Raw genomic sequence first — 22,691 nt, 5'->3', positions numbered from 1 at the left:
ATGCCGCTCGCCGACACCGCGCGATCCCTCAGTCCCACTTTGCTGCTCCGCGTATCGATCGCGGTGGCGGTCCTCACCATCGCGCTCAAGACACTGGCCTGGTGGATCACCGACTCGGTCGGCCTGCTGTCCGATGCGATGGAGTCGTTCGTCAACTTGGCCAGCGCGATCTTCGCTTTGCTGATGGTCACCATCGCCCGGCGTCCCGCCGATGCGGACCATCCGTACGGCCATCACAAGGCCGAGTATTTCTCTTCCGGCTTCGAGGGCTTGCTCATCATCGTCGCCGCACTCGGCATCATCTGGGCCGCCGTGCAGCGCGTGCTGCATCCGCAGCCGCTGGACCAGCTGGGTTGGGGACTGTCGCTGTCGGTGCTCAGCTCGGCGATCAACGGCGCGCTGGCGTGGGCGATGCTGCAGTCCGGGCGCAAGCATCGCTCCATCGCACTGGAAGGCGATGCGCGCCACCTCATCACGGACGTGTGGACCTCGGCCGGTGTCGTCGTCGGCATCACGCTGGTGGCGCTCACCGGGTGGGGCTGGCTGGACCCGGCGGTCGCCATCGGCGTTGCCCTGAACATCCTGCGCGAAGGCGCGGCGCTGATGTGGAAGTCTTCGCAGGGCCTGATGGACGAGGCGCTGGAGCCGGAAGTGATGGCCGAGATCGAAAAGGTCCTGGCGAGCTTCCAGCACCACACCATCCGCTTCGACCACCTCTCGAGCCGGCGCTCCGGCCAGCGGCGCTTCGTCGACCTGCACATGCACATGCCGGCCAGCTGGACGCTGGGGCGGGCGGCGGCCGTGCGGGGCGCCGTTGAACAGGCCCTGATGAGCGCCGTGCCGGGGCTGCGCGCGACCATCCAACTGTTGCCCAGCGATGTGGAAGCGCACTTCGACGATGAAAAGGACCTGATTTGATTTCCCTGATCCAGCGAGTGAGCCAGGCGCGGGTAGACGTGGCCGGCCTCACCATCGGCGAGATCGGCCCCGGTTTGTTGGTGCTGGTGTGCGCGGAACGTGGCGACACCGAAGCGCAGGCCGACAAGCTGTTGGTCAAAATCCTGAAGCTGCGCATCTTCAGCGACGACGCCGGCAAGATGAACCGCAGCGTGCAGGACACCGGCGGTGGCCTGCTGGTGGTCAGCCAGTTCACGCTGGCGGCCGACACGTCGGGCGGCAACCGGCCCAGTTTCACCAACGCGGCCGCGCCCGATGACGGGCGGCGCTTGTACGACTACTTCGTCGCGCAAGCCCGCGCCGCGCATCCCGATGTGAAGACCGGTGAGTTCGCTGCCGACATGAAGGTGCACCTGGTCAACGACGGGCCGGTGACGATCCCGCTCACCGTGCGTTGATCCTCAGTAGGGATTCTTGAAACCCAACGACCCCAGCAAGAGAATCTCCAGCGTCTCCATCTCCAACGCATCGCGCTCATTGGTCTCGTGGTCGTAGCCCTGCGCGTGCAAGGCACCGTGCACGAGCAAATGCGCGTAATGTTCCTCCAGCGCCTTGCCCTGCTCGCGCGCCTCGCGTTCCACCACCGGCCCGCACAGCACCAGGTCGGCTTCGACCCAGGCATCGTGTGCGTATTCGAAGGTGAGCACGTTCGTCGCGTAGTCCTTGCCGCGGTACTGCAGGTTGAGGGCGCGGCCTTCGTCCTCGCCGACGATGCGCACCGCGATCTCGCCGGGGTGTCGCAATGCCGGCTCGATCCACGATGCGACGCGGGCTCTGCGCAGCACGGTGCGATGCGCCGCCGCGTTCGGGAAGCGGCCGAATTGCAGGACCAGGTCGAGTTTGAGGTTCATGGCAGTCGGCGACGGGCCATGTCAGGCCTTGCCTTCGCGCTTGCGCTGCGCGTCGTAAGCGTCGACGATGCGTGCGACCAATGGGTGCCGCACGACATCGGCGCTCGTGAAACGCGTATGGGCGATGCCTTTCACGCGCTTGAGGATGCGTTCGGCCTCCACCAGGCCCGACAGGCTCCCCTTGGGCAGGTCGATCTGGCTGATGTCGCCCGTTACCACGGCCTTGGCGCCGAAGCCGATGCGCGTCAAGAACATCTTCATCTGCTCCGGCGTGGTGTTCTGCGCCTCGTCCAGGATCACGAAGGCGTTGTTCAGCGTGCGGCCGCGCATGAAGGCCAGCGGTGCGATCTCCAGCGCCTGGCGCTCGAACGCCTTGGTCACCTTTTCGAATCCCATCAGGTCGTACAGCGCGTCGTAGAGCGGCCGCAGATACGGATCCACCTTCTGCGACAAGTCGCCCGGCAGGAAGCCGAGCTTCTCGCCCGCTTCCACCGCGGGCCGCGTGAGCACGATGCGCTGCACCGCGCTGCGCTCCAGCGCGTCGACCGCGCAGGCGACGGCCAGGTAGGTCTTGCCCGTGCCGGCCGGGCCGATGCCGAAGGTGATGTCATGGGTGGCAATGTTTTCCAGGTAGACACCCTGGTTCGGCGTGCGCGCCTTCAAATCGGTGCGGCGCGTGTGCAGAACCTGGGCGCCTTCCTCGTCTTGCGACAGCGGCGAATCGTCCGCAAGCACCAGGTGCACCTTCTCGGCGGAAATGGGGCGGCCGGCGATCTCGTACAGGGCCTGCAGTACTTCCAGGGCGCGCTGGGCCTTGGCCTTGGGGCCGTCGATCTTGAACTGTTCGTGCCGGTGCGCGATCTTGACCTGCAGCGCCATTTCGACGGTGCGAAGGTGCTCGTCGGTCGGGCCGCAGAGGTGCGCCAGGCGGGCATTGCTTGGCGGGGAGAAACTGTGTCGGACAATCATGGCAATGAAACTCTGGTTGCGCTGGATTGTCGCCGTTTCCCTCGTGCTCATGGGGCAGGGTGCCATCGCGGCCGATATCGTGACGTTGAGCCGGGCCGAGGCCGCCATTGCGCGGCCCGATGGCCAGCCTGGCCCCTGGCGGGCCGTGGCCTTGCCGCACGATTGGGAGGATGGCTTTCCCGGCCACAGCGGTGCCGTCTGGTACCGGCTGCATTTCGAGACGCCCGCCGACGCGGGTTTGCTGGGCCTCTATATCCGCCGCGCCTGCACCAACCTGGAGGTCTACCTCAATGGCGAGTTGATCGGCAGCGGCGGCCTGATGACGGGGCCGGTCGCGCGCAATTGCTATTACCCGCAACTGTTCACGCCGCCCCGATCTTTGCTGAAGCCGCAGGGCAACGAACTGCTGGTCCGCGTCGTGGGCTTTTCGGCGCGGGAGGTTTCGGCGCGCCAGCGGGCGGCCGGCCTGTCGGATGTCGTGCTGGGCCCGCGCGACGCACTGGTGCCGATGCACGAGACGCAGTTGTTCTGGAACATCACGATGGCGCAGATCATCGCGGCGACCATCACCGTGCTCGGGCTGTCGATGCTGGCGCTGGCCGCCTTGCGTCGCAAGGACACCTACCTGCTGTACTTCGGTCTCTTCTCCCTCGGCTGGGCCCTCCTCAGCGCGCGCCTGTTCGTGCGAAACGTCCCGCTTTCGCACATGGCCACGGAGATCCTGATCTGCACGGCATTCGCGCCGGTCCTCGCGTGCGCATTTCTTTTCCTCATGCGGCTGGTGCACCGGCGTCACCGCTGGGTCGATGCCGTGCTGTGGGCGCAAGTGCCGCTGGTGCCCTTGGTGCTCGCCGCAGCGGCTCCCAGTAATCTCCTGGCCGCGGCGAGCGCGGTCTACAACCTGCTGGCCCTGGAATTCCTCGCTTCGGTGGTGTACTTCTTCGTCGCGGCGTGGAAGGCGCACCGGCGCCAGTTCTGGCTGATGGGGGCGGTGCTTCTGCTGGCCGTGGTACTGGTCGCGGTGGAGATCGCGCTGCAGAACGACCTGCTGCCGCTGCCCAAGATCCACGTCATCCACTTCGCGATGCCGCTGGTGTTCCTGGTGATCGGTGCGCGCCTCGTCAACCTGTTCGTGCTGGCCCTGAACCGCGCGGAGACGGTCAACCAGGAACTGGAGGCGCGGGTCACCGAAAAATCGCGCGAGATCGAACGCAGCTACGAACAGCTCACCACGCTGCGTGCCGAGCAGGCCGCCCATGGCGAGCGCCAGCGCATCGCGTCCGACTTGCACGACGACCTGGGCGCCAAGCTGTTGACCATCGCCCAGGCGAGCGAATCGGACCGCGTGGCCAGCCTCGCGCGGCAAGCACTGGATGAAATGCGCCTCTCGGTGCGGGGCCTCACGGGCCAGGCCGCCTTGGCCGGCGACGTGCTGGCGGACTGGCGGGCGGAAACAGTCTCACGCCTGTCGGCGGCCGGGTTCCAGGCCGAGTGGGACGCCGCCGATCCGCCGCTGGGGCTGGTCCTGCCCGCACGGACCCATGTGCAGCTCACGCGCGTGCTGCGCGAGGCCACGTCGAACGCGATCCGCCACAGCGGAGGCAACTGCTGCCGCGTCCGCATCTCTTTCGCGGGCGGCGGCCTCACGCTCGAAGTCGAGGACAACGGGCGCGGCTGGCCGCCGGAAGCGCGCCCGTCGCAGCGCGGCCACGGCCTGCCGAACATCGAGCGTCGCGCGCGCAACCTGCAGGGTACGCATGGCCTGTTGCCGGCCGAAGGCGGCGGCGCTCTGCTGCGCGTCTGTGTGCCGTTGGCGACGGCTGAATCCGCTACCATCGGGTGACCATGGACCACGCGCTGATCGTCGAAGACCTGCCGGAAATCCGGGCCTGGCTGGGCGACGTCGCCCGGGCGGCGTTTCCCCAGGTGCGGGTCACCAGCGTCGGCCGCCGCGACGAAGCGCTGCGTTGCCTGCTGCACGACACTTTCGATCTCGCGCTCATCGACCTGGGCTTGCCCGATGGCACCGGCCTGGACGTGGTGGGTGCGTTGCGTTTCCAGCAGCCCAAGGCGCTGCCGGTGGTGGTCACCATCTATGACGACGACGAGCACCTGTTCCCCGCGCTGCAGGCCGGCGCCTTCGGCTACCTGCTCAAGGAGCAGCCACAAGATGCGCTGGTGGCCCAGCTGCTGCGCATGACGCTGGGCGAGCCGCCGTTGTCGCCGCCGATCGCGCGGCGCGTGCTGGCGCACTTCGCCGGCGCGGGCGGACGGCGGCAGGCCGCGGTGCGGCAGCTCGAAGAGGAAGTGAGCCTCACCGCGCGCGAGACAGAAGTTCTCCAGCGCGTGGCCAAGGGCTACACGCTACCCGAGATCGCCCAGCAGTTCGGCCTTTCGCGCCATACCGTCGCTGACTACATCAAGCAGGTGTATCGCAAACTCAATGTGTCCTCGCGCGCCGAGGCTGCGTTGGAAGCCGCGCGCCGCGGGCTGGTCAATCCGTGAAAGCTTTTGTGGTCGCCTCATGATCGGACGTCTCCAGGGCCTCTTGGCCGACAAGAATCCTCCGCAGGTGCTGGTGGACTGCAACGGCGTCGGCTACGAAGTCGACGTGCCCATGAGCACGTTCTACAACCTGCCGGGGCTGGGCGAGAAGGTCGTGCTGCTCACGCACCTGGTCGTGCGTGAAGACGCGCAGCTTCTGTACGGGTTCGCATCCGCCGGCGAGCGCGAAGCGTTCAGGCAGTTGATCAAGATCTCCGGCGTGGGGCCGCGTACGGCGCTGTCGGTGCTGAGCGGCATGAGCGTGGCAGACATCGCACAGGCCGTCACGGCGCAGGACGCCGGACGTCTGGTCAAGGTGCCGGGCATCGGCAAGAAGACAGCCGAGCGCTTGCTGCTTGAACTGAAGGGCAAGTTCGGCGCTGATTTGAGTGGCGGGGCTATGAGTGCGGGCAGCGATGCGCAGGTCGACATCCTGCAGGCCCTGGTGGCGCTGGGTTACAGCGACAAGGAGGCTGCGGCTTCGTTGAAGGCTTTGCCGAAAGACGTGGGCGTGTCCGAAGGCATCAAGCTGGCGTTGAAGGCGCTCAATAAATGAGCTTCGTTGCCGAATTGCTTTCTGGCTGTCATTGCGGACTTGATCCGCAATCCATGACTCCTTGTCTTTGTATTCGTAGGCCGCGCGGCAAAGCTGTGCGTGGGCGGGCTGCGGCGCGATGGCTACGGCGTTCGGCATCACTTGCTATCGCAAGCTCCTGCCGAATCCCTTGCGCCGGGAGACCCCGCGACCCGCGCGAAAAAACTCCCTGCGCTACGCTCCGGTCAGACAATTTTCGCGAGCATGAAACGGTCGCACGGCTGAAGCCGTGCTGGGTCGCGGTGTCACCCGCCGCAAGCGCCTGGGCTTTATTCGCGCCGCAGCCCGCCCACGCACAGCTTTGCAGAGACTTTGTTGGCGCGCCACCGGTCGTTGGCCACCGCTTCACCTTTCTGCTGCAACATCGGCGCGCCACCGCTGGCACGCCACCATCTCGCTGCAACGCCGTGCATGGCTGGGCCGCGGCGCGAATAAAGCCCAGGCGCCCGCGGTGGACGGTCTTGCGGCCCAGCGTCGCTTGCGACGCGACCGTCTCATGCTCGCGGCATCTGTTTGACCGGAGCGAAGCGCAGGGAGTTATGCCGCGCGGGCCGCAAGACCGTTCACCGCGGGGTATCCGGCAGGAGCTTGCGAACGCAAGCGATGCCGGACGCCGTAGCCATCGCGCCGCGGCCCGGCCGTGCACGGCGTTGCCGCGAGGTCAAAGAGTGCAGCTGCACAACCACAAATGAGCATCAAGACCGACGACTTCGACATGCCGCCACCGGAGCGTGTGGTGTCGGCGGCGCCCGCGTCGCCGAACGAAGAAGCGATCGAGCGCGCGTTGCGGCCCAAGCTGCTCGACGAATATGTCGGCCAGGCCAAGACGCGCGAACAGCTGGAAATCTTCATCGGCGCGGCCCGCATGCGCGGCGAGGCGATGGACCACGTGCTGCTGTTCGGCCCGCCTGGACTGGGCAAGACGACGCTGTCGCACATCATTGCGCACGAGCTGGGGGTGAATCTGCGCCAGACGTCCGGCCCCGTGCTCGAGAAGCCCAAGGACTTGGCCGCGCTACTGACCAATCTCGAGAAGAACGACGTGCTCTTCATCGACGAGATCCATCGCCTGTCGCCGGTGGTCGAGGAAATTCTCTACCCCGCGCTGGAGGACTACCAGATCGACATCATGATCGGCGAAGGCCCGGCGGCGCGTTCGATCAAGCTGGACTTGCAGCCGTTCACGCTGGTCGGTGCCACGACGCGCGCCGGCATGCTCACCAATCCGCTGCGCGACCGCTTCGGCATCGTGGCGCGGCTGGAGTTCTACACGGCGGAAGAACTGGCGCGCATCGTCACGCGCAGCGCGGGCCTGCTCAAGGCGCCGATGGACGAGCAGGGCGGTGTCGAGATCGCAAAGCGCTCACGCGGCACGCCGCGCATCGCCAACCGCCTGTTGCGCCGGGTGCGCGACTACGCGGACGTGAAGGGCACGGGCAAGATCACGCAGGACATCGCGCAGAGGGCGCTGAAGATGCTCGACGTCGACCCGCAGGGCTTCGACATCATGGACCGCAAGCTGCTGGAATGCGTGATCCACCGCTTCGACGGCGGGCCGGTGGGCCTCGACAACATCGCTGCGAGCATCGGCGAAGAGCGAGACACCATCGAAGACGTGATCGAGCCGTACCTCATCCAGCAAGGCTACCTGCAGCGCACGCCGCGCGGCCGGATCGCCACGCTGGCGGCGTTCCGTCACCTGGGTGTGGCACCGCCAAAGAGTGCGGGCGAGCTGTTCACCGAGTGAGTCGCTGCTACAGCCCCTCTCAGGGCGCCAGTACCTCCAAGCTCGGAAAGTAGGTTCTGAAGCGACTGGCGTCACGCGTCAGCAACGGCCATCCTTGAACGGCCGCATGCGCCCCAATGAAGAAATCCGGCAACACCTGTGTCTTGTTGCCCCCGCGCCTGCGATATTGAGCGAAGGCTTTGGCGGCCAGGAACAAGGCCGGTTTCGGGATCTCCCGCACCGTCAACTCCATTTGGGTCACCACGGCGTCAAGCCCTTCGATGGTCGAGAACGACAAGGACATCTCGGCATAGATGATCGGGTTGATGGCCAACTCATGGACTTTCGCCTGGGCCCGCAACTGGCCAATCGACCACTCAGCCCACTGCGGCTCGTCCTGCAGCACATCGACCAGGACGTTGGTGTCGACCAGCAACATCAATCTTCCGCGCGCAAAAGCTTCATCAGGTCAGTGGTGCGCCATTTGACGTCGGCTCGGCCCCGCACGGCGTCGAAGCGGTCCGTGCCCGCGCGGCGCTTGCCCTTGGGCGCGGCGGCCGCGTGCAACACCACTTCGCCGCTGGAGGCGACCGAAAACTCGACGGGCGTACCCGGCACAAGGTGCAGGGCATCGCGGATGTGTTTGGGAATCGTGACCTGACCCTTGCTGGTCAATGCGGTGGGCATACGCGCCTCCAGAAGTGTTACCGGTGAATGTATGGTAATACATCCGACGGCGCAACGTGCGATGGATTGCGCGCCAGGCCCGCAACGACAGGCACGGCGTTGCACGCAATCAGTATCTGCGCGACGTAGTACGTCGCCAACACCCAGAACTGCGCCATCGGCAACGGGAAAGCGAACCTGTTGGTCGCCAGCAGCGAGTCGCTCAGCATGAAGAAGCCGGCGCCAAATGCGACGCAGATCGAAGCGCGATCGCGCTGCACCGTCGCACGCCCGATGGCTTGAGCGGCCATCAATGCGATCACGACGACGTAAGCGGCCACGGCGACCTTCAGCACGGGATTCAAGCCGTTGAACAGGAACGCATACATCGCTGCGCCGAAGCCCAGCGTGATGACCAGCGCCCGCCTGCTCGGGAACCAACCCATGCCCTGCTTGAAAAGCGCGATGTAGAACAGGTGCGCGATGAGAAACGACACCAGGCCGGGAATGAAGAAGCCCGGGAACATGAGGAAGCAGTCGCCTGCCAGCGAGAACGCGAGGCCGGCCACCAGCAGAACGCCGAAGCGATTCGGCGCAGTGCGCAGCTGCAGCCGCTCCGCGACATACACGATGGCAAGAAGCATGGCCAGCGGCTTGAACACGCGGTGCAACTCCACCATGCCTTCCGCGCCCGTTGCCGTGGCCAGCGCAGCCGCTTCCACCAGCAGCACTTCCATGACCGTGAGCCGACCCTGCAGCACCGCGCCCACGGCCCACAAGCCCGCCGCCAGCGCGGCCAGCCAAACGCCCGACTGCGACAGCGGCATCGTGTCCGCTTGCCAAAGGAACAGTGCCACGCATTGCAGCAGCAGCACGAACTGGATGCCGCCGAACCACGCCACTCCGCGCGTGAGCGGCGGGTGAAAGCGCTCGACTTTTGACATATCGAACGGCGGCTTCGGAAAGCGCGCCGCGACGTCGGCGGGGCGCCAGCCCGGCGGCTTGAACCACACGCGCACCTTGTCGAGCCAGTTGCGCGCATGCCAGGAATCCTGTGCCAAAGACCAATAGACCTCGGAGTTGGACCACAGTGGGTCCCAGCTGTTCAAGGGGCTGCGCGTGCCATAGACGCACTTCAGGTCTTCTTCCTTGAAGCTGCCGAACATTCGGTCCCAGACGACCAGCACGCCGCCATAGTTACGGTCCAGGTACTCGTCGTTCACCGCATGATGGACCCGGTGGTTCGACGGCGAACAGAACCAGCGGTCGAACCATCCCAGTTTGGGCACATGCTCGGTGTGCACCCAGAATTGGTAGAGCAGGTCGATCAAAGCCACCACACCAAACACCAGGGGCGGCACACCGGCAAGAGCCATGGGCAGGTAGAACACCCAGCCGAAAAGCGCGCCCGAGCTGGTCTGGCGCAACGCTGTGGAGAGGTTGTAGTCCTGGCTCTGGTGGTGCACGACGTGCGCCGCCCAGAACAGCGCGCACTCATGGCCGGCGCGGTGCAGCCAGTAGTAGCAGAAGTCGTAGAACAGCAGCGCGAGCAGCCAGCCGTACCACGTCATCCAGAATTCCTTCGCCTGCTCGACGGGCACCAACGACACCGTCGTGTAGACGGCTCCGTAAATGCCCACGCGCAGCAGGCGCGTGAACACCTTCGTGATCTCGCTGAGCATGCCCAGGCTGATGCTGTTGACGGCATCGTTCAGGCGGTACGTGTTGCGCTTGCGCGCCCAGCCCCAGGCGAACTCGATCGCGATGAGAAAAAAGAAAACCGGCGTCGCGAGGACGATGATCTGGGACGGGGACATCCCCCGATTGTCCCGCGATCAGGTCAGCGCGCCTCTGGCGTCAACCCTGATGATCCGTTCCACCACGCCGTTGCGCAGGCCGCCGCTGACGCCGATCATGTAGTCGTGCAGGTTGACGGTGGGATCGCAATGGCCCGGAATCAGCCACAGCATCTTCCCGATGGTCGGAACCCGGGTACCGCCGCCCGCGGGGCGGAGGATGCCGTGCTCGTCGCCGCCGTTGGCGTAGACCAGCTCGCTGTCCTTGTCGAAAACGTGGACCGTGGGCAGGCCGGAGTCGACCGCGTGGCTCTTGTGGCCGGCGTCGCATACGGCGTGGTCTTCGCGCGAGCTGATCACCTGCGTCTTCACGAAGAGGGCGTGGTCGAAGACCGGCTGGGCCGGGTCGCGCTCGTTCTGCGCGTAGTCCGCGTCCATGAAGAGGAACGAGCCGGCCTGCAGCTCGTCGAAGATGCCGCTCGCCGCCTCGCATACCATGGTGCCGGTACCCGCGCCGGTGACCAGGCCCGGCGCGATGCCTTCGGCCTCGATCAGCTTGCGCGTGTACTTCACGTCGTCGGCGACGATGGCGATCATGTCGCGGCGCTGCTGTGCGCTGCGCACGTGCTGCGCTTTGCCGTGGTAGGCCTGCAGGCCGGCGAAGCGCAGCGGCGCGTGCTTGCGGATCTCTTGCGCCAGGACCACGGCCTGCTGCCCGGGCGGCACGCCGCAGCGGCCTTGTCCGACGTCGATTTCGACGAACACGTCGACCACCGCGCGCGTGGCGAACTGCGCGCGGACGTCGGCCATCGTGACCGCCAGGCGGTTGATGCCTTCCACGCTGTCCACCGCGATCGCGAGCTGGCCGCCTTCGGCCGCGAGCTGGTGCGCGAGCATGGCGACGCGGACCAGCTTGGTGCCGGCGACCACTTCGTTGCTGATGTAGATGTTCCTGATGCCGCCGGCCGCCATCGCTTCGGCCTCCGCGGTCTTCTGAACGCAAACGCCCACTGCGCCCGCGCGGATCTCCATGTCGGCAATCCACACGCTCTTGTGCATCTTGGCGTGGGGCCGCCAGCGGACGTTGTGCTTGCGCGCGAAATCGCCCATGCGCATGAGGTTGCGCCGCATCGCGTCCAGGTCGACGACCAGGGAGGGCGTGTCGATGGCGTTGACGCTCTGGCCCACCAGGGAGGCAAGGTAGCGCGCCACCGGGCTGCTTGCGGGGGCGAGCGCCACTTCGGGTGGCAATGCGGCGGCTTTGGCCCCCAGCGTGGAGGGCAGGCTAGAAACTGGTGTTTTCGTCGGCGGCTTCATGGTCCAGATGCTGAGTATCTGACCAGCCTACCAGAGTGAAGCCCTCGGGTGTCCAGAGCAGCCGGTTGATGGCGCCGTTGGGGAGTTCCCAGGTGCGGGGGGAATTGACTTCCTGCCCGGTCGCGACGCGGTACAGCGTGTCCAGCACGCCGCCATGGGCGACCACCACGATCTGTTCGCCGGGGTGGCGGGCCGCCAGTTCATGCATCGTCCGCGTGACGCGTTCGCGCAATTCCAGCAGCGATTCCCCGCCTTCGGGCGGCTGCCACTCGGGGATGCGCTTGCGCCAGTTGTGCGCGTGGTCGGGCCAGGTTTCGTGGATCTCGTCGAAGGTCTTGCCTTCGAAGATGCCGAAGCTGCGTTCGCGCAGGCCCTCGTCGGCGACCACCGGAATGCCGGCCACTTCCGCCACCGCCTGGGCGGTTTCGTGCGCGCGGCCGAGGTCGCTCGAGTACACGGCGGTGATGGGCTCGCTCGCAAGCGCCTCGCCGACGCGGCGCGCCTGCCAGCGCCCTGTATCGTTCAGGCCGATGTCGAGTTGCCCCTGGATGCGGGCGTCGACGTTCCAGGCCGTTTCGCCATGGCGCACGGCAATGATGCGGGTGGCTTCCATCGCCTCATTCTAGGCGGCAAGGTGGGCGTAGCGCCACCCGCAAGGCGTACCCAAGTGTTATGAGTTCGCGGGAGGTACCACTTGGATATGGACCGAGCGCGGACCGGCCGGCGGGGTGGGGAAGCCCTGCATGGCGGCTTCGAACATCGCGGGGAATACCGAAGCGCTACTCGACCACGGCCCGTCATTGCTGGCCCTGGTTTCATAAACCACCCTGTTTGACGACAGATCTCGAACGATAACGCTTACTTCGCGGTGATACCAGGGCGATTCCATGGTGCCGAGCCGTGAGCCGATGCCAAACCCGAAGCCGCGCCGCCGAAAGCCGAAGCCGCCCCAGCCGTCCCACGGATCGGCCCAGGGGGACAACACGGCTTGGAGCCGCGCGCCAACCTGCACGCTGTACCGCGGGGTCGCGTCGTCACGCCTCAAGCCCGCTTTGTGCAAGGCTGCGTCCGCCATCGCCTCCAGCTGGGCCTGGTCGGGCGCCTGCTGCGAAGGCAATCGTTCGAAACGGTAGGTCGGCTGGGCCGGTAGGGCGGGCAGGTTGGAGAAGGACTGAACGCTGTTATCGAGGATGTAGCTTGTAGCGCAGCCCGACAACACCAAGAGCGCGGCCGCAAAAGGCAGGAACAGCAGCCGATACGCCAAACGCTTCATGGACACACCTCCCGAGAGGCGCATGCGCCTCAGATCCTGATCACCTGAAGGCCGGGGGCCGACAACCCGCTCGGCAGTTCGACAGGATCGAAAGCCTTGTCGCCGTCGTCACGGGCCACGCCATTGGCTGTAAGACCCTTGAAGTCGTAATGTGTTCCGTCGGCCAGGTGCGAAGGGACAACGTTTTGTAACGCGGTGAACATGTTATCGACGCGGCCCGGGTGCTTATGTTCCCACTCGCGCAGCATGGCGGCCACCTGTTTGCGCTGCAGGTTCTCCTGGCTGCCGCACAGCGTGCAAGGGATGATGGGGAACTGGCGGTGTTCGGCCCAGCGGATCAGGTCCTTCTCGGCAACATAAGCAAGGGGGCGAATCACGATGTGGCGGCCGTCGTCGCTCACCAGCTTGGGGGGCATGCCTTTGAGCTTGCCGCCGAAGAACATGTTGAGGAAGAAGGTCTGCAGGATGTCGTCGCGGTGATGGCCCAGCGCGATCTTGGTGGCGCCCAGCTCGTCGGCCACGCGGTACAGGATGCCCCGGCGCAGGCGCGAGCACAGGCTGCACATCGTCTTGCCCTCGGGGATCTTGTCCTTGACGATCGAGTAGGTGTCCTGGTTCTCGATGTGGAAGGGCACGCCGATGCCTTTCAGGTATTCGGGCAGCACGTGCGCCGGAAAGCCGGGCTGCTTCTGGTCCAGGTTGACGGCGATCAGCTCGAAGTCCACCGGCGCGCGCTGCTTCATCTTCAACAGGATGTCGAGCATGGCGTAGCTGTCCTTGCCGCCCGACAGGCACACCATGACCTTGTCGCCTTCGCCGATCATGTTGTAGTCGGTGATGGCCTGGCCCATGAGCCGGCACAGCCGCTTCTCGAGCTTGTGCGTCTCACGCTCGATCTTCTGTTCACGGTCGATGGGGACGACTTCGCTGTTGGTCCAGACGGCACTCATGGGCCATATTGTCGCATCGGCTCCGCTGCGGGCGCGGCGGCACCCAGGAATTGCCCCAGCGCGTCCTGGTCGACCTGCACCACGCGGCCGAACCGGAGTTCCACCAGGCCGCGCCGCGCCAGTCCCGCCAGCCCACGGTTGGCTGCCTGGCGCGACATGCCGGCCAGGCAGCCGAGTTCCTCCTGGCTGAGATTGAGCTTGCGCAGGCCGTGCCAGAACAGGCGGCTGAGGTACAGCGCCAGGCGCTCTTCGAGCGAACCCGTGCGGTTGGCCTCGATGATGGCCATCGCCTGCCCGAGCCGCAGGTTCATGTGCCGCATCACCGCATGGTTGAACGGCAGGCTGGTGGCCAGCAACGCGCGGAATTGCGGCCCCGGCAGGCACAGCAGCTCCGAGTCGCGCAGCGCCACCACTTCGTACCGCCGGGGTTCGTCCTTCATGGCGGAGCCTTCGCCGAACCACTCGCCGCCGGTCAATGCGAGGAAGGCCGAGGCCTGCTCGTCGTGCGAAGGGCTCTGCAGCTTGACGAAGCCCCAGAGCACCGCGTACCAGCCGCGCGCCGCTTCACCGGCTTGCAGCAGGACCTCGCCCTTGCGCGCATGCACCGCGCAGGCACAGCGCAGCAACTCGTCCTGCATCGCCGGCGCCAGCAGCGTGAACCAGGGCTGCATGCGCAGGAAGCGCGCGACCTGGAAGCGGTCCATCGAGCGAAGAGCGGTTGTCATGCGCCGATTGTTCGCGGCCGCCCGCGCGCCATCAAGTGCCTGGCGCGCCACTTCATTGTCCTTGCGTGCCCTGTTCGCGATAGCGGCCCGGCGCCGTGCCGAACCAGCGCCGGCACGCACGGAAGAAGTTGCTCTGGTCCGCAAAGCCGAGCAGGTGCGCGACCTCGCCCAGCGCATGGCGGGAATCGGAGAGGTACTTTTGCGCGAGCTCGCGGCGGGCCTTGTCCAGCAGTTGCTGGAACGACGTGCCCTCGGCGCGCAGGCGCCGTTGCAGCGTGCGGTCGGCCAGCGCCAGCGCTGCCGCGACGTCCTGCCGGCGCGGCTCGCCGCGGTGCAGGCGGCGGATGATCTCTTCGCTCACCCGCAGCGCCATCGTTGCGTTGCCGAGCGTTGCCATGCGCTCGTCCATCGCCTGTTCGTGCAATGCGAGCAGTGCGGGGTTGCGCGAAGGCAGGGCCATGGCCAGGTCGGCCCCCGCCAGCAGCAGCTGGTTGTCGGGCTGCGTGAACAGCACCGGGCAGCCGAACGCGCGCTCGAAAACCCGTGCATCGCCGGGAGGCGCAAAGCTGAAGCGCGCGGCCAGCGGCCGCAGTTCGCGGCGCGTCACCCACTGGCACAGCGTCAGCAGCGCGAGCAGCGAATAGGCCGAGCGCTGCGGCGGCACGGGCCGGGTGCAGCCCATGTGCCCCATGACGATCCAGCAATCCACGCCCTGCGGCTGCAGCTCGAAGCTGGTGGCGCTGGAGATCAGGGCGAGGTAGCGGGCCAGCTCGTGCAACGCCGAACGCAGGTCGGCGCTGGAGAGCGTGGCGTAACCCACCACATCGAAGTTGATGTGCAGCGCCGCCAATGCGCGGTCCACGCCGAGCACGGGATCGCCGGATTGCCGGACGGCAAGCTCCCACAGCAGCGAGACTTCATCGGGGCTGAAGCGCCCGCGCGGGTCGTCCAGCCGCGCGGCGTCAATCCCGCTGCCTTGCAGCAGTGAAGGCGTATCGATCCCCTGCGAGGCGAACATCTCGCACAGGCCGCGAACCCAGGTGCTGGAACTGGTGCGCTCCATCAGCTGCTCGCCGCTTCCTGCGGCCCGGCGAGCCGGCGGCGGTACTGGCCGGGCGGCTCGCCGAACCAGCGCTTGCAGGCGCGAAAGAAGTTGCTCTGGTCGACGAAGCCCAGCATGTCGGCGACCTGGTTGAGGGGATAGCGCTCTTCGGACAGGTACTTGCGCGCCAGCTCGCGGCGCGCGTCGTCCAGGAGCTGCTGGAACGAGGTTTCCTCGGCGTGCAGCCGCCGCTGCAGCGTGCGGTCCGCCAGCGCGAGGCTGGCGGCGATCTCTTCGCGGCGCGGCTCGCCGCGATGCAGCCGCCGGATGATCTCCTCGCTCACGCGGTAGCTGGTGCGTGCGTTGCCCAGCGCCGTGAGGCGTTCCTGGAGCACGTGCTCGTGCATGGCGAGCATCGAGGGGTTGCGCGATGGGATGGACGCGTTGAGATCGCCGCCCGCCAGCAGCATGCGATTCTCGGGCTGCTCGAAGCGGATGGGGCAGGCGAAGGCCCTGCGGTAGTGATCGATCTCCGGCGGTTGCGGGAACTTGAATTCCACCGCCAGCGGCTGGACGTCGCGCCGTGTCAGCCACTGGCACAGCGTGAGGATCGAGAGCATGCCGTACGCGTAGCGCTGGCGGGGCACGGGCAGCGCGTAGCCCGAGCCACCGAGCACCAGCCAGCCGTTCGCGCCTTCGGGCAACAGTTCGAAGGTGGCGGCGTCCGAGATGATGGCCATGTAGCGTGCCATGCTGAGCAGCCCGGCCCGCAGATCGGGGCTGGAGAGCATGGCGTAGCCGACCACGTCGAAGTTCACGTACTTCGACGTCAGCTCCCGGTCCATGCCAAGCACGGTGTTGCCAGACCAGGCGACGGCCAGGTCCCACAGGCGGCTCACCTCGTCGGCGCCGAACCGCTCGGCCGGGTTTTCCAGCCGCGCCGGGTCCAGGCCGGCGGTCTTGACCAGGCGTGGCACATCGACGCCCTGCGAGGCGAACATTTCAAGGATGCCCTTGGTCCAGGTGCATGAGCTGGTGCGTTGCATGGTCCGGTTGGCGTCCTGAAGTCACTAGATTGGCTGCGTTGCGATAGCGCCGGTTGCGTGGGGTCTCCCTACACTTTTCTCGTGTTCCGGCAATCGGCGTGTCCCACGGATTTCATGGGATTTGGCGCCGGCGCACAAGTTGAGACTTACCCCCAAAGAGGAGACAGACATGAAGTTCACCACCAGGCTGATGCCGGTGCTGGGAGCATCGATGGCCGCACTTTTGTTCGCATGCGGCGGGTCGTCGGACGACCCCTTGGTGCGCAACACCACCTACGGCCAAGTGCAGGGCGCCGCCCTGGCGCCTTCCTCGACCTACGCATGGAAGGGCATCCCCTTTGCCCAGCCGCCGGTGGGCAGCCTGCGCTGGAAGGCGCCCGCCGAGCCGCAAGCCTGGAGCACGTCGCGCGACGCGACGAAATTCGGAAATGCCTGTCTGCAGAACGGGCGCATCTACGGCCCGGGTTCCAACAATACCTACGACGGCACCATCGCGACCACGCTGAACACGCCCGTGGGCAGCGAGGATTGCCTCACCCTCAACGTGTGGCGGCCGGCCGACGACTCGTCGGGCCTGCCCGTGATCTTCTTCGCCTACGGCGGCAGCAATATTTCGGGCTACACGGCAGACCCCATGTACGACGGCGCCGCGCTGGCGAAAGCCGCCAACGCGGTCGTGGTCACCGCCAACTATCGCGTCGGGCCGCTCGGCTTCTTCAATCTCGCGCAGCTCAAGAGCGGCACCAATGCGAGCGAGGATTCGGGCAATTTCGCGCTGCTGGATCTCATCGCCGCGCTGAAGTTCGTCAAGAACAACGCCGCGGCTTTCGGCGGCAATGCCGGCAACGTGACGCTGATGGGCCAGTCCGCCGGCGCCATCAACGTCTGGGCGCTGATGACGTCGCCGCTCGCGAGTGGCCTGTTCCACCGCGCCGTGCCGCTGTCCGGCGGCATCTCGCTCGCGTCGAACCTGCCGCCCGGCAACATCCCGACGCTCAATCCGGCGACCACTTACGCGACGCAGGGCAACAACTTGCTCGCGAAGCTGTTGATCGCCGACGGCAAAGCGACTGACACGGCGACGGCCCAGGCTTATGCCGCGACGCAAACCTCTGCGCAGATCGCCGACTACATGCGTTCGAAGTCCGGCGGCACGATCCTCACCACGCTGCTCACCGGCGGGCTGTCCGGTTCGGGGCCTATCCCCGACGGGACCGTGATCCCGGTCGATCCAATCTCCGCGATCGCAGCCGGCCACTACAACAAGGTGCCGGTGCTCGCGGGCAACACGGTCGAGGAGGGCAAGCTGTTCGCGCCGTTCCTCACGTTGCTCGGCGGCCCGCCCGGTTTCAAGATCACCGATGCCGCGCGCTTCACGATGATGCAGAACTTCAACCCGGACGCGCCGGCCACGATCACCGAGAACGACATTCTCGATCCCGCCTACACGCCGTCGAATGCGCCCACGACCGGCTGGACGGCCAAGACCACGCTGCTGGGCAACATCTTCATGGTGCCCAGCCGCGACAGCGCGCTCAATGCGCTGAAGACGCAGCAGTCCAACGTCTGGTATTACCAGTTCAAGTGGGCGCAGGAGCCCGCGCCGTGGAACACCATCTATGGCTCGGCGCATGCGTTCGACCTGCCGTTCCTCTTCGGCAACTTCGGCCCTTCGCTGTTCTCCAACGCCATTGCGAGCACAGCCAACAAGCCGGGCCGGCTGGCGCTCTCCGCGGCCATGATGGCGAGCATCGGCGCGTTCGCCCGCAACGGCGACCCAAACAACGCCACCCTCGGCACCACATGGCAGCCCTGGCCGTCGAAACTGATTTTCGACGCCACACCCACGGCAGCGGCGATCACGACCCAATAAGCGTGTTGAGGAGACAGAACATGGCCGAGCTGCAACGTAAAGCGGACGATCGGGTGCGCCGGATGCTTTGTCTGGCGGGCTTCGCGGCCTGCCTCGCGCCGGGCCTTGCGCGGGCCGCCGAAGCCGGTGTGAGCGACAAGGAAATCGTGGTGGGGCAGATCATCGCCCTGACCGGACCGCTGGCGGGCATCACCCCCGACATCGTGAACGGCGCCGCGGCCTGGTTCGCGTCGGCGAACGAAAAGGGCGGCGTTCATGGCCGCAAAGTCCGGCTCGCTACCCTGGACGACGGCTACGTGCCGGCCAACAGCGTGAAGGCCGCGCGCCAGTTGATCGAGGAGGACCAGGCGTTCGCCATCCTCAACATGACAGGCACCGGCAACGTGGCGGCCGTGCTTCCCATGCTCGAGAAGGAAAGGATGCCGCTCTTCGGCCCGATCACCGGCGCCGACAGCCTGCGCCACCCCTTGATGCCGAGCGTGTTCCACATCCGCGCGAGCTATGGCGACGAGGCCGAGAAGATCGTCCAGCACTTGTCCACCGTGGGCATCAAGCGCATCTCGGTGGTCTACCTGGACAACGGCTTCGGCAAGGACGGGCTGGCCGGCATGGAAAAGGCCATGCAGAAGCGCTCGCTGAAGATTTACTCCAGCGCGGCCGTGCAGCAGGATGCATCGGACGTGGGCAAGGCCGTGACGGCCCTGCACGACACGCGGCCCGAAGTCATCGTCATGATCACCACCGGCAAGGCGACCGTCGACTTCATCAAGAAGTACAACGCGGTGCGCAAGGGCACGCAGTTCTATGCGCTTTCGGTGATGGGCACGCAGTCCACGCTGCGCGCGCTGGGGCCGGATGGCGTCGGTGTCGTCGTGACATCGGTCGTTCCGTTCCCGTGGAGCGCGAACCCGGCGGCTCGCGAGTACCGCGCGGCGATGCAGAAGGCGGGCTACGAGAACCTGTCGTTCATGGGCTTCGAGTCCTACCTCAACGCCAAGGCCATGACGGAAGGGCTGCGGCGCGCCGGCCGCGACCTGACCCGCGCGAAATTCATCAACGCCCTGGAGGGCATGAAGCAGCTCAACCTGGGCGGCTTCGAGGTCGGGTTCTCGAAGGACTCGCACCAGGGCTCGAAGTTCGTGGAGTTGACCATCATCGGCCCCGGCGAGAAGTTCACGAAGTAAGACCGGTGGCCGGCATCTTTGGAAAATCTTGACCGTGGTCAAGCCCGGGGGCGGATCCGGCGCGAATTTCTTGACCTGGGGCAAGAGCAGTTCCATGCCTCCAGCTTCACCATTGAACCGGGTGTTGCCAAAGGAGACAAGCATGGCTTCGACCATCCGTACAAATACCCCGGTAAGCCTGGACGCGCGTTGCTATCGCCTGACCGCGACGGGCCGCGCCTGCGTGGACGTCGTCGAGACCGAAGGGCAGACCGTGGGCTCGTTCTCTCGCTACCTGCACGACGTGCTGGTGCTGTGCGGCTCGGGCATCTGGTTCGAACAGCTGCAGCAATGCATGCCGCCGCGCTCGCTGGAAGACTCTTTGCGCACATTGCTGGCGTTGGGGTTGATCGAGACCGTGCATCGCGGTGAAGCGCCGGCGCGGCCGGAGATGCCGCCGCGCCGCGTCCCCGCGCTGTTTGCGCGGCCAGGGGGCTGAGCCCGCCTACGCCCAGCGCAACACCAGGGGGTCGAGCCGGCGCGCGGTCTCGATCAAGCCGCTTCGTATCTCCGGATGCATCGCGGGCAGCGGATGGCGTGGCGCCTCGCATGCGATCACACCGCCTTCCTTCATCAGGCTCTTGGCGGCGAGCAGCCCGCATTGCCGGTTCTCGTAGTTGATGAGAGGCAGCCACTGCTGGTACAGCGCAAATGCCTTGTCGCGGTCGCCGGTGCGGTGCGCTTCGATGATCGGGCGGATGCCATCGGGAAAGCCACCGCCCGTCATGGAGCCGGTCGCGCCTGCCTCGAGGTCGGGGAACAGCGTGATCGCCTCCTCGCCATCCCACGGGCCTTCGATGGCGTCGCCGCCCAGGCGAATCAGTTCGCGCAGCTTGGCGGCGGCGCCGGCGGTCTCGATCTTGAAGTACGCCACGTGCTCGATCTCGCGCGCCATGCGCGCGAGGAAAGGCGCCGACAGCGGCGTGCCGGCCGCCGGCGCGTCCTGGATCATGATGGGGATGTTCACCGCGTCGGAGAGTCGCGCGTAGAACTCGTGAATCTGCGCCTCGCCCACGCGGAACGTGGCACCGTGATAGGGCGGCATCACCATCAGCATGGCCGCGCCCATGTCCTGCGCGCGGCGGCTGCGCTCGGCGCAGATCTTCGTGCTGAAGTGTGTGGTGGTGACGATCACCGGCACGCGTCCCGCAACGTGTTCGAGGATCTCCCGGGTGAGGACTTCGCGCTCCTCGTCCGACAGCAGGAACTGCTCGGAGAAATTGGCCAGGATGGCCAGGCCGTCGGAGCCGGCGGCTATCATGAAATCGACGCAACGCTTCTGGCTGGCGAGGTCGAGCTCGCCGGTTTCAGTGAACGTGGTGGGAACGACGGGGAAGATGCCGCGGTAGCGCGGCTCGCGTTGCATGGGCATGGTGATGGATTCTGGAAGAGTCAATGGGAGTGGCGCGGCACTTCGGAGCCGCGGCAGCCGACCAGGAAGTCAAAGTCGCAACCTTCGTCGGCTTGCAACACGTGGTCGATGTAGAGGCGCTGGTAGCCGCCGTTTCGCGCGGGTTCGGGAGCGCTTTGCAGCGCGGCCAGCCGGTCGGCCAACGCCGCTTCGCTGATGTCCAGGTGCAGGCGACCTGCGTCGCAGTCCAGCTCGATCCAGTCGCCATCTTGCACCGCGGCCAGCGGCCCACCCGCGGCGGCCTCCGGTGCGACGTGTAGCACCACGGTGCCGTACGCCGTGCCGCTCATGCGAGCGTCCGAAATACGCACCATGTCCTTGACGCCCTGGCGCAGCAGCTTGGGCGGCAGGCCCATGTTGCCGACCTCCGCCATGCCGGGATAGCCTCGCGGGCCGCAGTTCTTCAATACCATCACGCAGCTGGCGTCGATGTCGAGGTTCTCGTCGACGATCCGCTCCTTGTAGTGTTCCAGGTTCTCGAACACCACGGCGCGGCCGCGGTGCTTCAACAGTTCCGGCGACGCGGCCGAAGGCTTGAGCACCGCCCCGCGCGGCGCGAGGTTGCCGCGCAGCACGCACATGCCGCCGTCGGCGATCAGCGGCTTGTCCAGCGGGCGGATCACCTCGTCGTTGTAGCTCGGCGCTTCGCGCACGTTGTCCCAGATTGACTGGCCGTTGACGGTGAGCGCATCCGGGTGCGGCAGCAGGCCGTTCTCACCCAGCCGGCGAATCACGGCCGGCAAGCCGCCGGCGTAATAGAACTCTTCCATCAGGAAGCGGCCTGAGGGCATCAGGTCCACGATGGTCGGCACGTTGCGGCCGATGCGCGTCCAGTCTTCCAGTTCCAGCGGCACGCCGATGCGCCCGGCGATGGCCTTGAGGTGGATCACGGCATTGGTGGAGCCGCCGATGGCGGCGTTGACGCGGATCGCGTTTTCGAAAGCTTCACGCGTCAGGATCTTCGACAGCGTCAGGCCCTCGCGCGCCATCGCCACGGCGCGCGCGCCCGACATCTGCGCGAGCACGTAGCGGCGCGCGTCCACGGCCGGGATGGCAGCGTTGTGCGGCAGCGAAGTGCCCAGCGCTTCGGCCATGCAAGCCATGGTCGAGGCCGTGCCCATGGTGTTGCAGGTGCCGGCCGAGCGCGACATGCCGCCTTCGGCCGAGAGGAACTGGTGCAGATTGATCTCGCCGGCCTTGAGCGATTCATGCAGTTGCCACACGGCCGTGCCCGAGCCGATGTCGCGGCCGTCCAGCTTGCCGTTGAGCATCGGGCCGCCCGACACCACGATGGCCGGGATGTCGCAACTGGCCGCGCCCATCATCAAAGCGGGCGTGGTCTTGTCGCAGCCCACCAGCAGGACGACGGCGTCGATGGGGTTGCCGCGGATTGCCTCCTCCACGTCCATGCTGGCGAGGTTGCGAGTGAGCATGGCGGTGGGGCGCAGGTTCGATTCGCCGTTGGAGAACACGGGGAACTCCACCGGGAAGCCTCCGGCTTCGGAGATGCCGCGCTTCACATGCTCGGCGATCTTGCGGAAGTGCGCGTTGCAGGGCGTCAGCTCCGACCAGGTGTTGCAGATGCCGACGATGGGCCGGCCGTCGAATTCATGGTCAGGGATGCCCTGATTCTTCATCCAGCTTCGGTACATGAAGCCGTTCTTGTCGGCGGTGCCGAACCACTCGGTGGAGCGCAGCTTTCTCTTGGTGTTGTCTGTCATCGGTAA

Annotated in this window: 23 protein-coding genes; 9 read left to right on the top strand and 14 right to left on the bottom strand. The window is 66.3% G+C overall.

The window, feature by feature from the left end:
• On the top strand, window positions 1–918 hold the full coding sequence (locus EEB15_RS09775; RefSeq protein ID WP_141509635.1) for a cation diffusion facilitator family transporter: 918 nt from the start codon (window positions 1–3) through the stop codon (window positions 916–918).
• The gene (gene dtd, locus EEB15_RS09770) at window positions 915–1,355 is read left to right on the top strand and encodes a D-aminoacyl-tRNA deacylase (protein ID WP_141509634.1); all 441 of its coding nucleotides are present in this window, start codon (window positions 915–917) and stop codon (window positions 1,353–1,355) included. Before EEB15_RS09775 ends, dtd begins: the two co-directional genes overlap by 4 nt.
• 3 nt (window positions 1,356–1,358) lie before the next feature.
• On the opposite strand, the gene ybeY is transcribed toward dtd, so the two are convergent.
• Window positions 1,359–1,808 (bottom strand): rRNA maturation RNase YbeY, encoded by a 450-nt coding sequence (ybeY, locus tag EEB15_RS09765; RefSeq protein WP_141509633.1) that lies wholly within the window; start codon window positions 1,806–1,808, stop codon window positions 1,359–1,361.
• A gap of 21 nt (window positions 1,809–1,829) precedes the next feature.
• Window positions 1,830–2,777: a PhoH family protein gene (locus EEB15_RS09760; RefSeq protein ID WP_141509632.1), complete on the bottom strand. Its 948-nt coding sequence runs from the start codon at window positions 2,775–2,777 to the stop codon at window positions 1,830–1,832.
• A 4-nt stretch (window positions 2,778–2,781) separates the two neighbouring features.
• Between EEB15_RS09760 and EEB15_RS09755 the strand changes: the two genes are divergently transcribed.
• The 4 genes from EEB15_RS09755 to ruvB all read left to right on the top strand — a co-directional run bounded on the left by EEB15_RS09755 (window position 2,782) and on the right by ruvB (window position 7,663).
• The gene (locus tag EEB15_RS09755) at window positions 2,782–4,620 is read left to right on the top strand and encodes an ATP-binding protein (protein WP_158290055.1); all 1,839 of its coding nucleotides are present in this window, start codon (window positions 2,782–2,784) and stop codon (window positions 4,618–4,620) included.
• Between the two features lie 2 nt (window positions 4,621–4,622).
• Window positions 4,623–5,282, top strand: coding sequence for a response regulator transcription factor (locus tag EEB15_RS09750; RefSeq protein WP_141509630.1), 660 nt, complete (start codon window positions 4,623–4,625; stop codon window positions 5,280–5,282).
• A 19-nt stretch (window positions 5,283–5,301) separates the two neighbouring features.
• Window positions 5,302–5,877, top strand: coding sequence for a Holliday junction branch migration protein RuvA (gene ruvA / locus EEB15_RS09745; RefSeq protein WP_141509629.1), 576 nt, complete (start codon window positions 5,302–5,304; stop codon window positions 5,875–5,877).
• Between the two features lie 727 nt (window positions 5,878–6,604).
• The gene (gene ruvB, locus EEB15_RS09740; RefSeq protein ID WP_141509628.1) at window positions 6,605–7,663 is read left to right on the top strand and encodes a Holliday junction branch migration DNA helicase RuvB; all 1,059 of its coding nucleotides are present in this window, start codon (window positions 6,605–6,607) and stop codon (window positions 7,661–7,663) included.
• 19 nt (window positions 7,664–7,682) lie between these two features.
• Here ruvB and EEB15_RS09735 read toward each other — a convergent pair whose 3' ends face one another.
• The 10 genes from EEB15_RS09735 to EEB15_RS09690 are packed head-to-tail and all read right to left on the bottom strand — an operon-like array spanning window position 7,683 to window position 16,457.
• Window positions 7,683–8,081 (bottom strand): type II toxin-antitoxin system VapC family toxin, encoded by a 399-nt coding sequence (locus EEB15_RS09735; protein ID WP_141509627.1) that lies wholly within the window; start codon window positions 8,079–8,081, stop codon window positions 7,683–7,685.
• Window positions 8,081–8,329, bottom strand: coding sequence for an AbrB/MazE/SpoVT family DNA-binding domain-containing protein (locus EEB15_RS09730; protein WP_141509626.1), 249 nt, complete (start codon window positions 8,327–8,329; stop codon window positions 8,081–8,083). The genes EEB15_RS09735 and EEB15_RS09730 overlap by 1 nt, the downstream gene beginning before the upstream one ends.
• 17 nt (window positions 8,330–8,346) lie before the next feature.
• Complete coding sequence (locus tag EEB15_RS09725; RefSeq protein WP_141509625.1) at window positions 8,347–10,125, bottom strand: lysoplasmalogenase family protein; 1,779 nt, start codon at window positions 10,123–10,125, stop codon at window positions 8,347–8,349.
• An 18-nt stretch (window positions 10,126–10,143) separates the two neighbouring features.
• The gene (locus EEB15_RS09720; RefSeq protein WP_141509624.1) at window positions 10,144–11,421 is read right to left on the bottom strand and encodes a DSD1 family PLP-dependent enzyme; all 1,278 of its coding nucleotides are present in this window, start codon (window positions 11,419–11,421) and stop codon (window positions 10,144–10,146) included.
• Entirely contained in the window at window positions 11,390–12,034 is a 645-nt protein-coding gene (locus EEB15_RS09715; RefSeq protein ID WP_141509623.1) for a histidine phosphatase family protein, read from the bottom strand. The genes EEB15_RS09720 and EEB15_RS09715 overlap by 32 nt, the downstream gene beginning before the upstream one ends.
• Window positions 12,035–12,091: 57 nt before the next feature.
• Window positions 12,092–12,694: a DUF4136 domain-containing protein gene (locus EEB15_RS09710; RefSeq protein ID WP_233259427.1), complete on the bottom strand. Its 603-nt coding sequence runs from the start codon at window positions 12,692–12,694 to the stop codon at window positions 12,092–12,094.
• A gap of 29 nt (window positions 12,695–12,723) precedes the next feature.
• Window positions 12,724–13,644, bottom strand: coding sequence for a tRNA 2-thiocytidine(32) synthetase TtcA (ttcA, locus tag EEB15_RS09705; protein WP_141509622.1), 921 nt, complete (start codon window positions 13,642–13,644; stop codon window positions 12,724–12,726).
• Window positions 13,641–14,369 carry a Crp/Fnr family transcriptional regulator gene (locus EEB15_RS09700; protein ID WP_233259426.1) on the bottom strand — a complete coding sequence of 243 codons (729 nt, stop codon included), beginning with the start codon at window positions 14,367–14,369 and terminating at the stop codon, window positions 13,641–13,643. Before EEB15_RS09700 ends, ttcA begins: the two co-directional genes overlap by 4 nt.
• A gap of 52 nt (window positions 14,370–14,421) precedes the next feature.
• Window positions 14,422–15,432: an AraC family transcriptional regulator gene (locus tag EEB15_RS09695; RefSeq protein WP_233259425.1), complete on the bottom strand. Its 1,011-nt coding sequence runs from the start codon at window positions 15,430–15,432 to the stop codon at window positions 14,422–14,424.
• On the bottom strand, window positions 15,432–16,457 hold the full coding sequence (locus EEB15_RS09690; protein WP_233259424.1) for an AraC family transcriptional regulator: 1,026 nt from the start codon (window positions 16,455–16,457) through the stop codon (window positions 15,432–15,434). The genes EEB15_RS09695 and EEB15_RS09690 overlap by 1 nt, the downstream gene beginning before the upstream one ends.
• A 169-nt stretch (window positions 16,458–16,626) precedes the next feature.
• Here EEB15_RS09690 and EEB15_RS09685 point away from each other — a divergent pair, with 169 nt between their 5' ends.
• The 3 genes from EEB15_RS09685 (at window position 16,627) to EEB15_RS09675 (ending at window position 19,992) form a co-directional block, all read left to right on the top strand.
• A complete protein-coding gene (locus tag EEB15_RS09685; protein WP_199236495.1) occupies window positions 16,627–18,330 on the top strand; it encodes a carboxylesterase/lipase family protein in 1,704 nt (567 codons plus the stop codon).
• Window positions 18,331–18,350: 20 nt separating this feature from the next.
• Complete coding sequence (locus EEB15_RS09680) at window positions 18,351–19,514, top strand: ABC transporter substrate-binding protein (RefSeq protein ID WP_158290054.1); 1,164 nt, start codon at window positions 18,351–18,353, stop codon at window positions 19,512–19,514.
• 142 nt (window positions 19,515–19,656) lie between these two features.
• Window positions 19,657–19,992 (top strand): hypothetical protein, encoded by a 336-nt coding sequence (locus EEB15_RS09675; protein WP_141509620.1) that lies wholly within the window; start codon window positions 19,657–19,659, stop codon window positions 19,990–19,992.
• A gap of 6 nt (window positions 19,993–19,998) precedes the next feature.
• Here EEB15_RS09675 and EEB15_RS09670 read toward each other — a convergent pair whose 3' ends face one another.
• Both EEB15_RS09670 and EEB15_RS09665 read right to left on the bottom strand, forming a co-directional pair.
• A complete protein-coding gene (locus EEB15_RS09670; RefSeq protein WP_141509619.1) occupies window positions 19,999–20,925 on the bottom strand; it encodes a dihydrodipicolinate synthase family protein in 927 nt (308 codons plus the stop codon).
• Between the two features lie 20 nt (window positions 20,926–20,945).
• Complete coding sequence (locus tag EEB15_RS09665) at window positions 20,946–22,685, bottom strand: IlvD/Edd family dehydratase (protein ID WP_141509618.1); 1,740 nt, start codon at window positions 22,683–22,685, stop codon at window positions 20,946–20,948.
• Window positions 22,686–22,691 lie beyond the last annotated feature (6 nt).

This window comes from Ramlibacter sp. WS9 (assembly GCF_003797765.1).
Lineage (GTDB): Bacteria > Pseudomonadota > Gammaproteobacteria > Burkholderiales > Burkholderiaceae_C > Ramlibacter.
The sequence above is the reverse complement of the archived record's forward strand: the minus strand, read 5'-3'. Positions and strand labels throughout refer to the sequence as shown.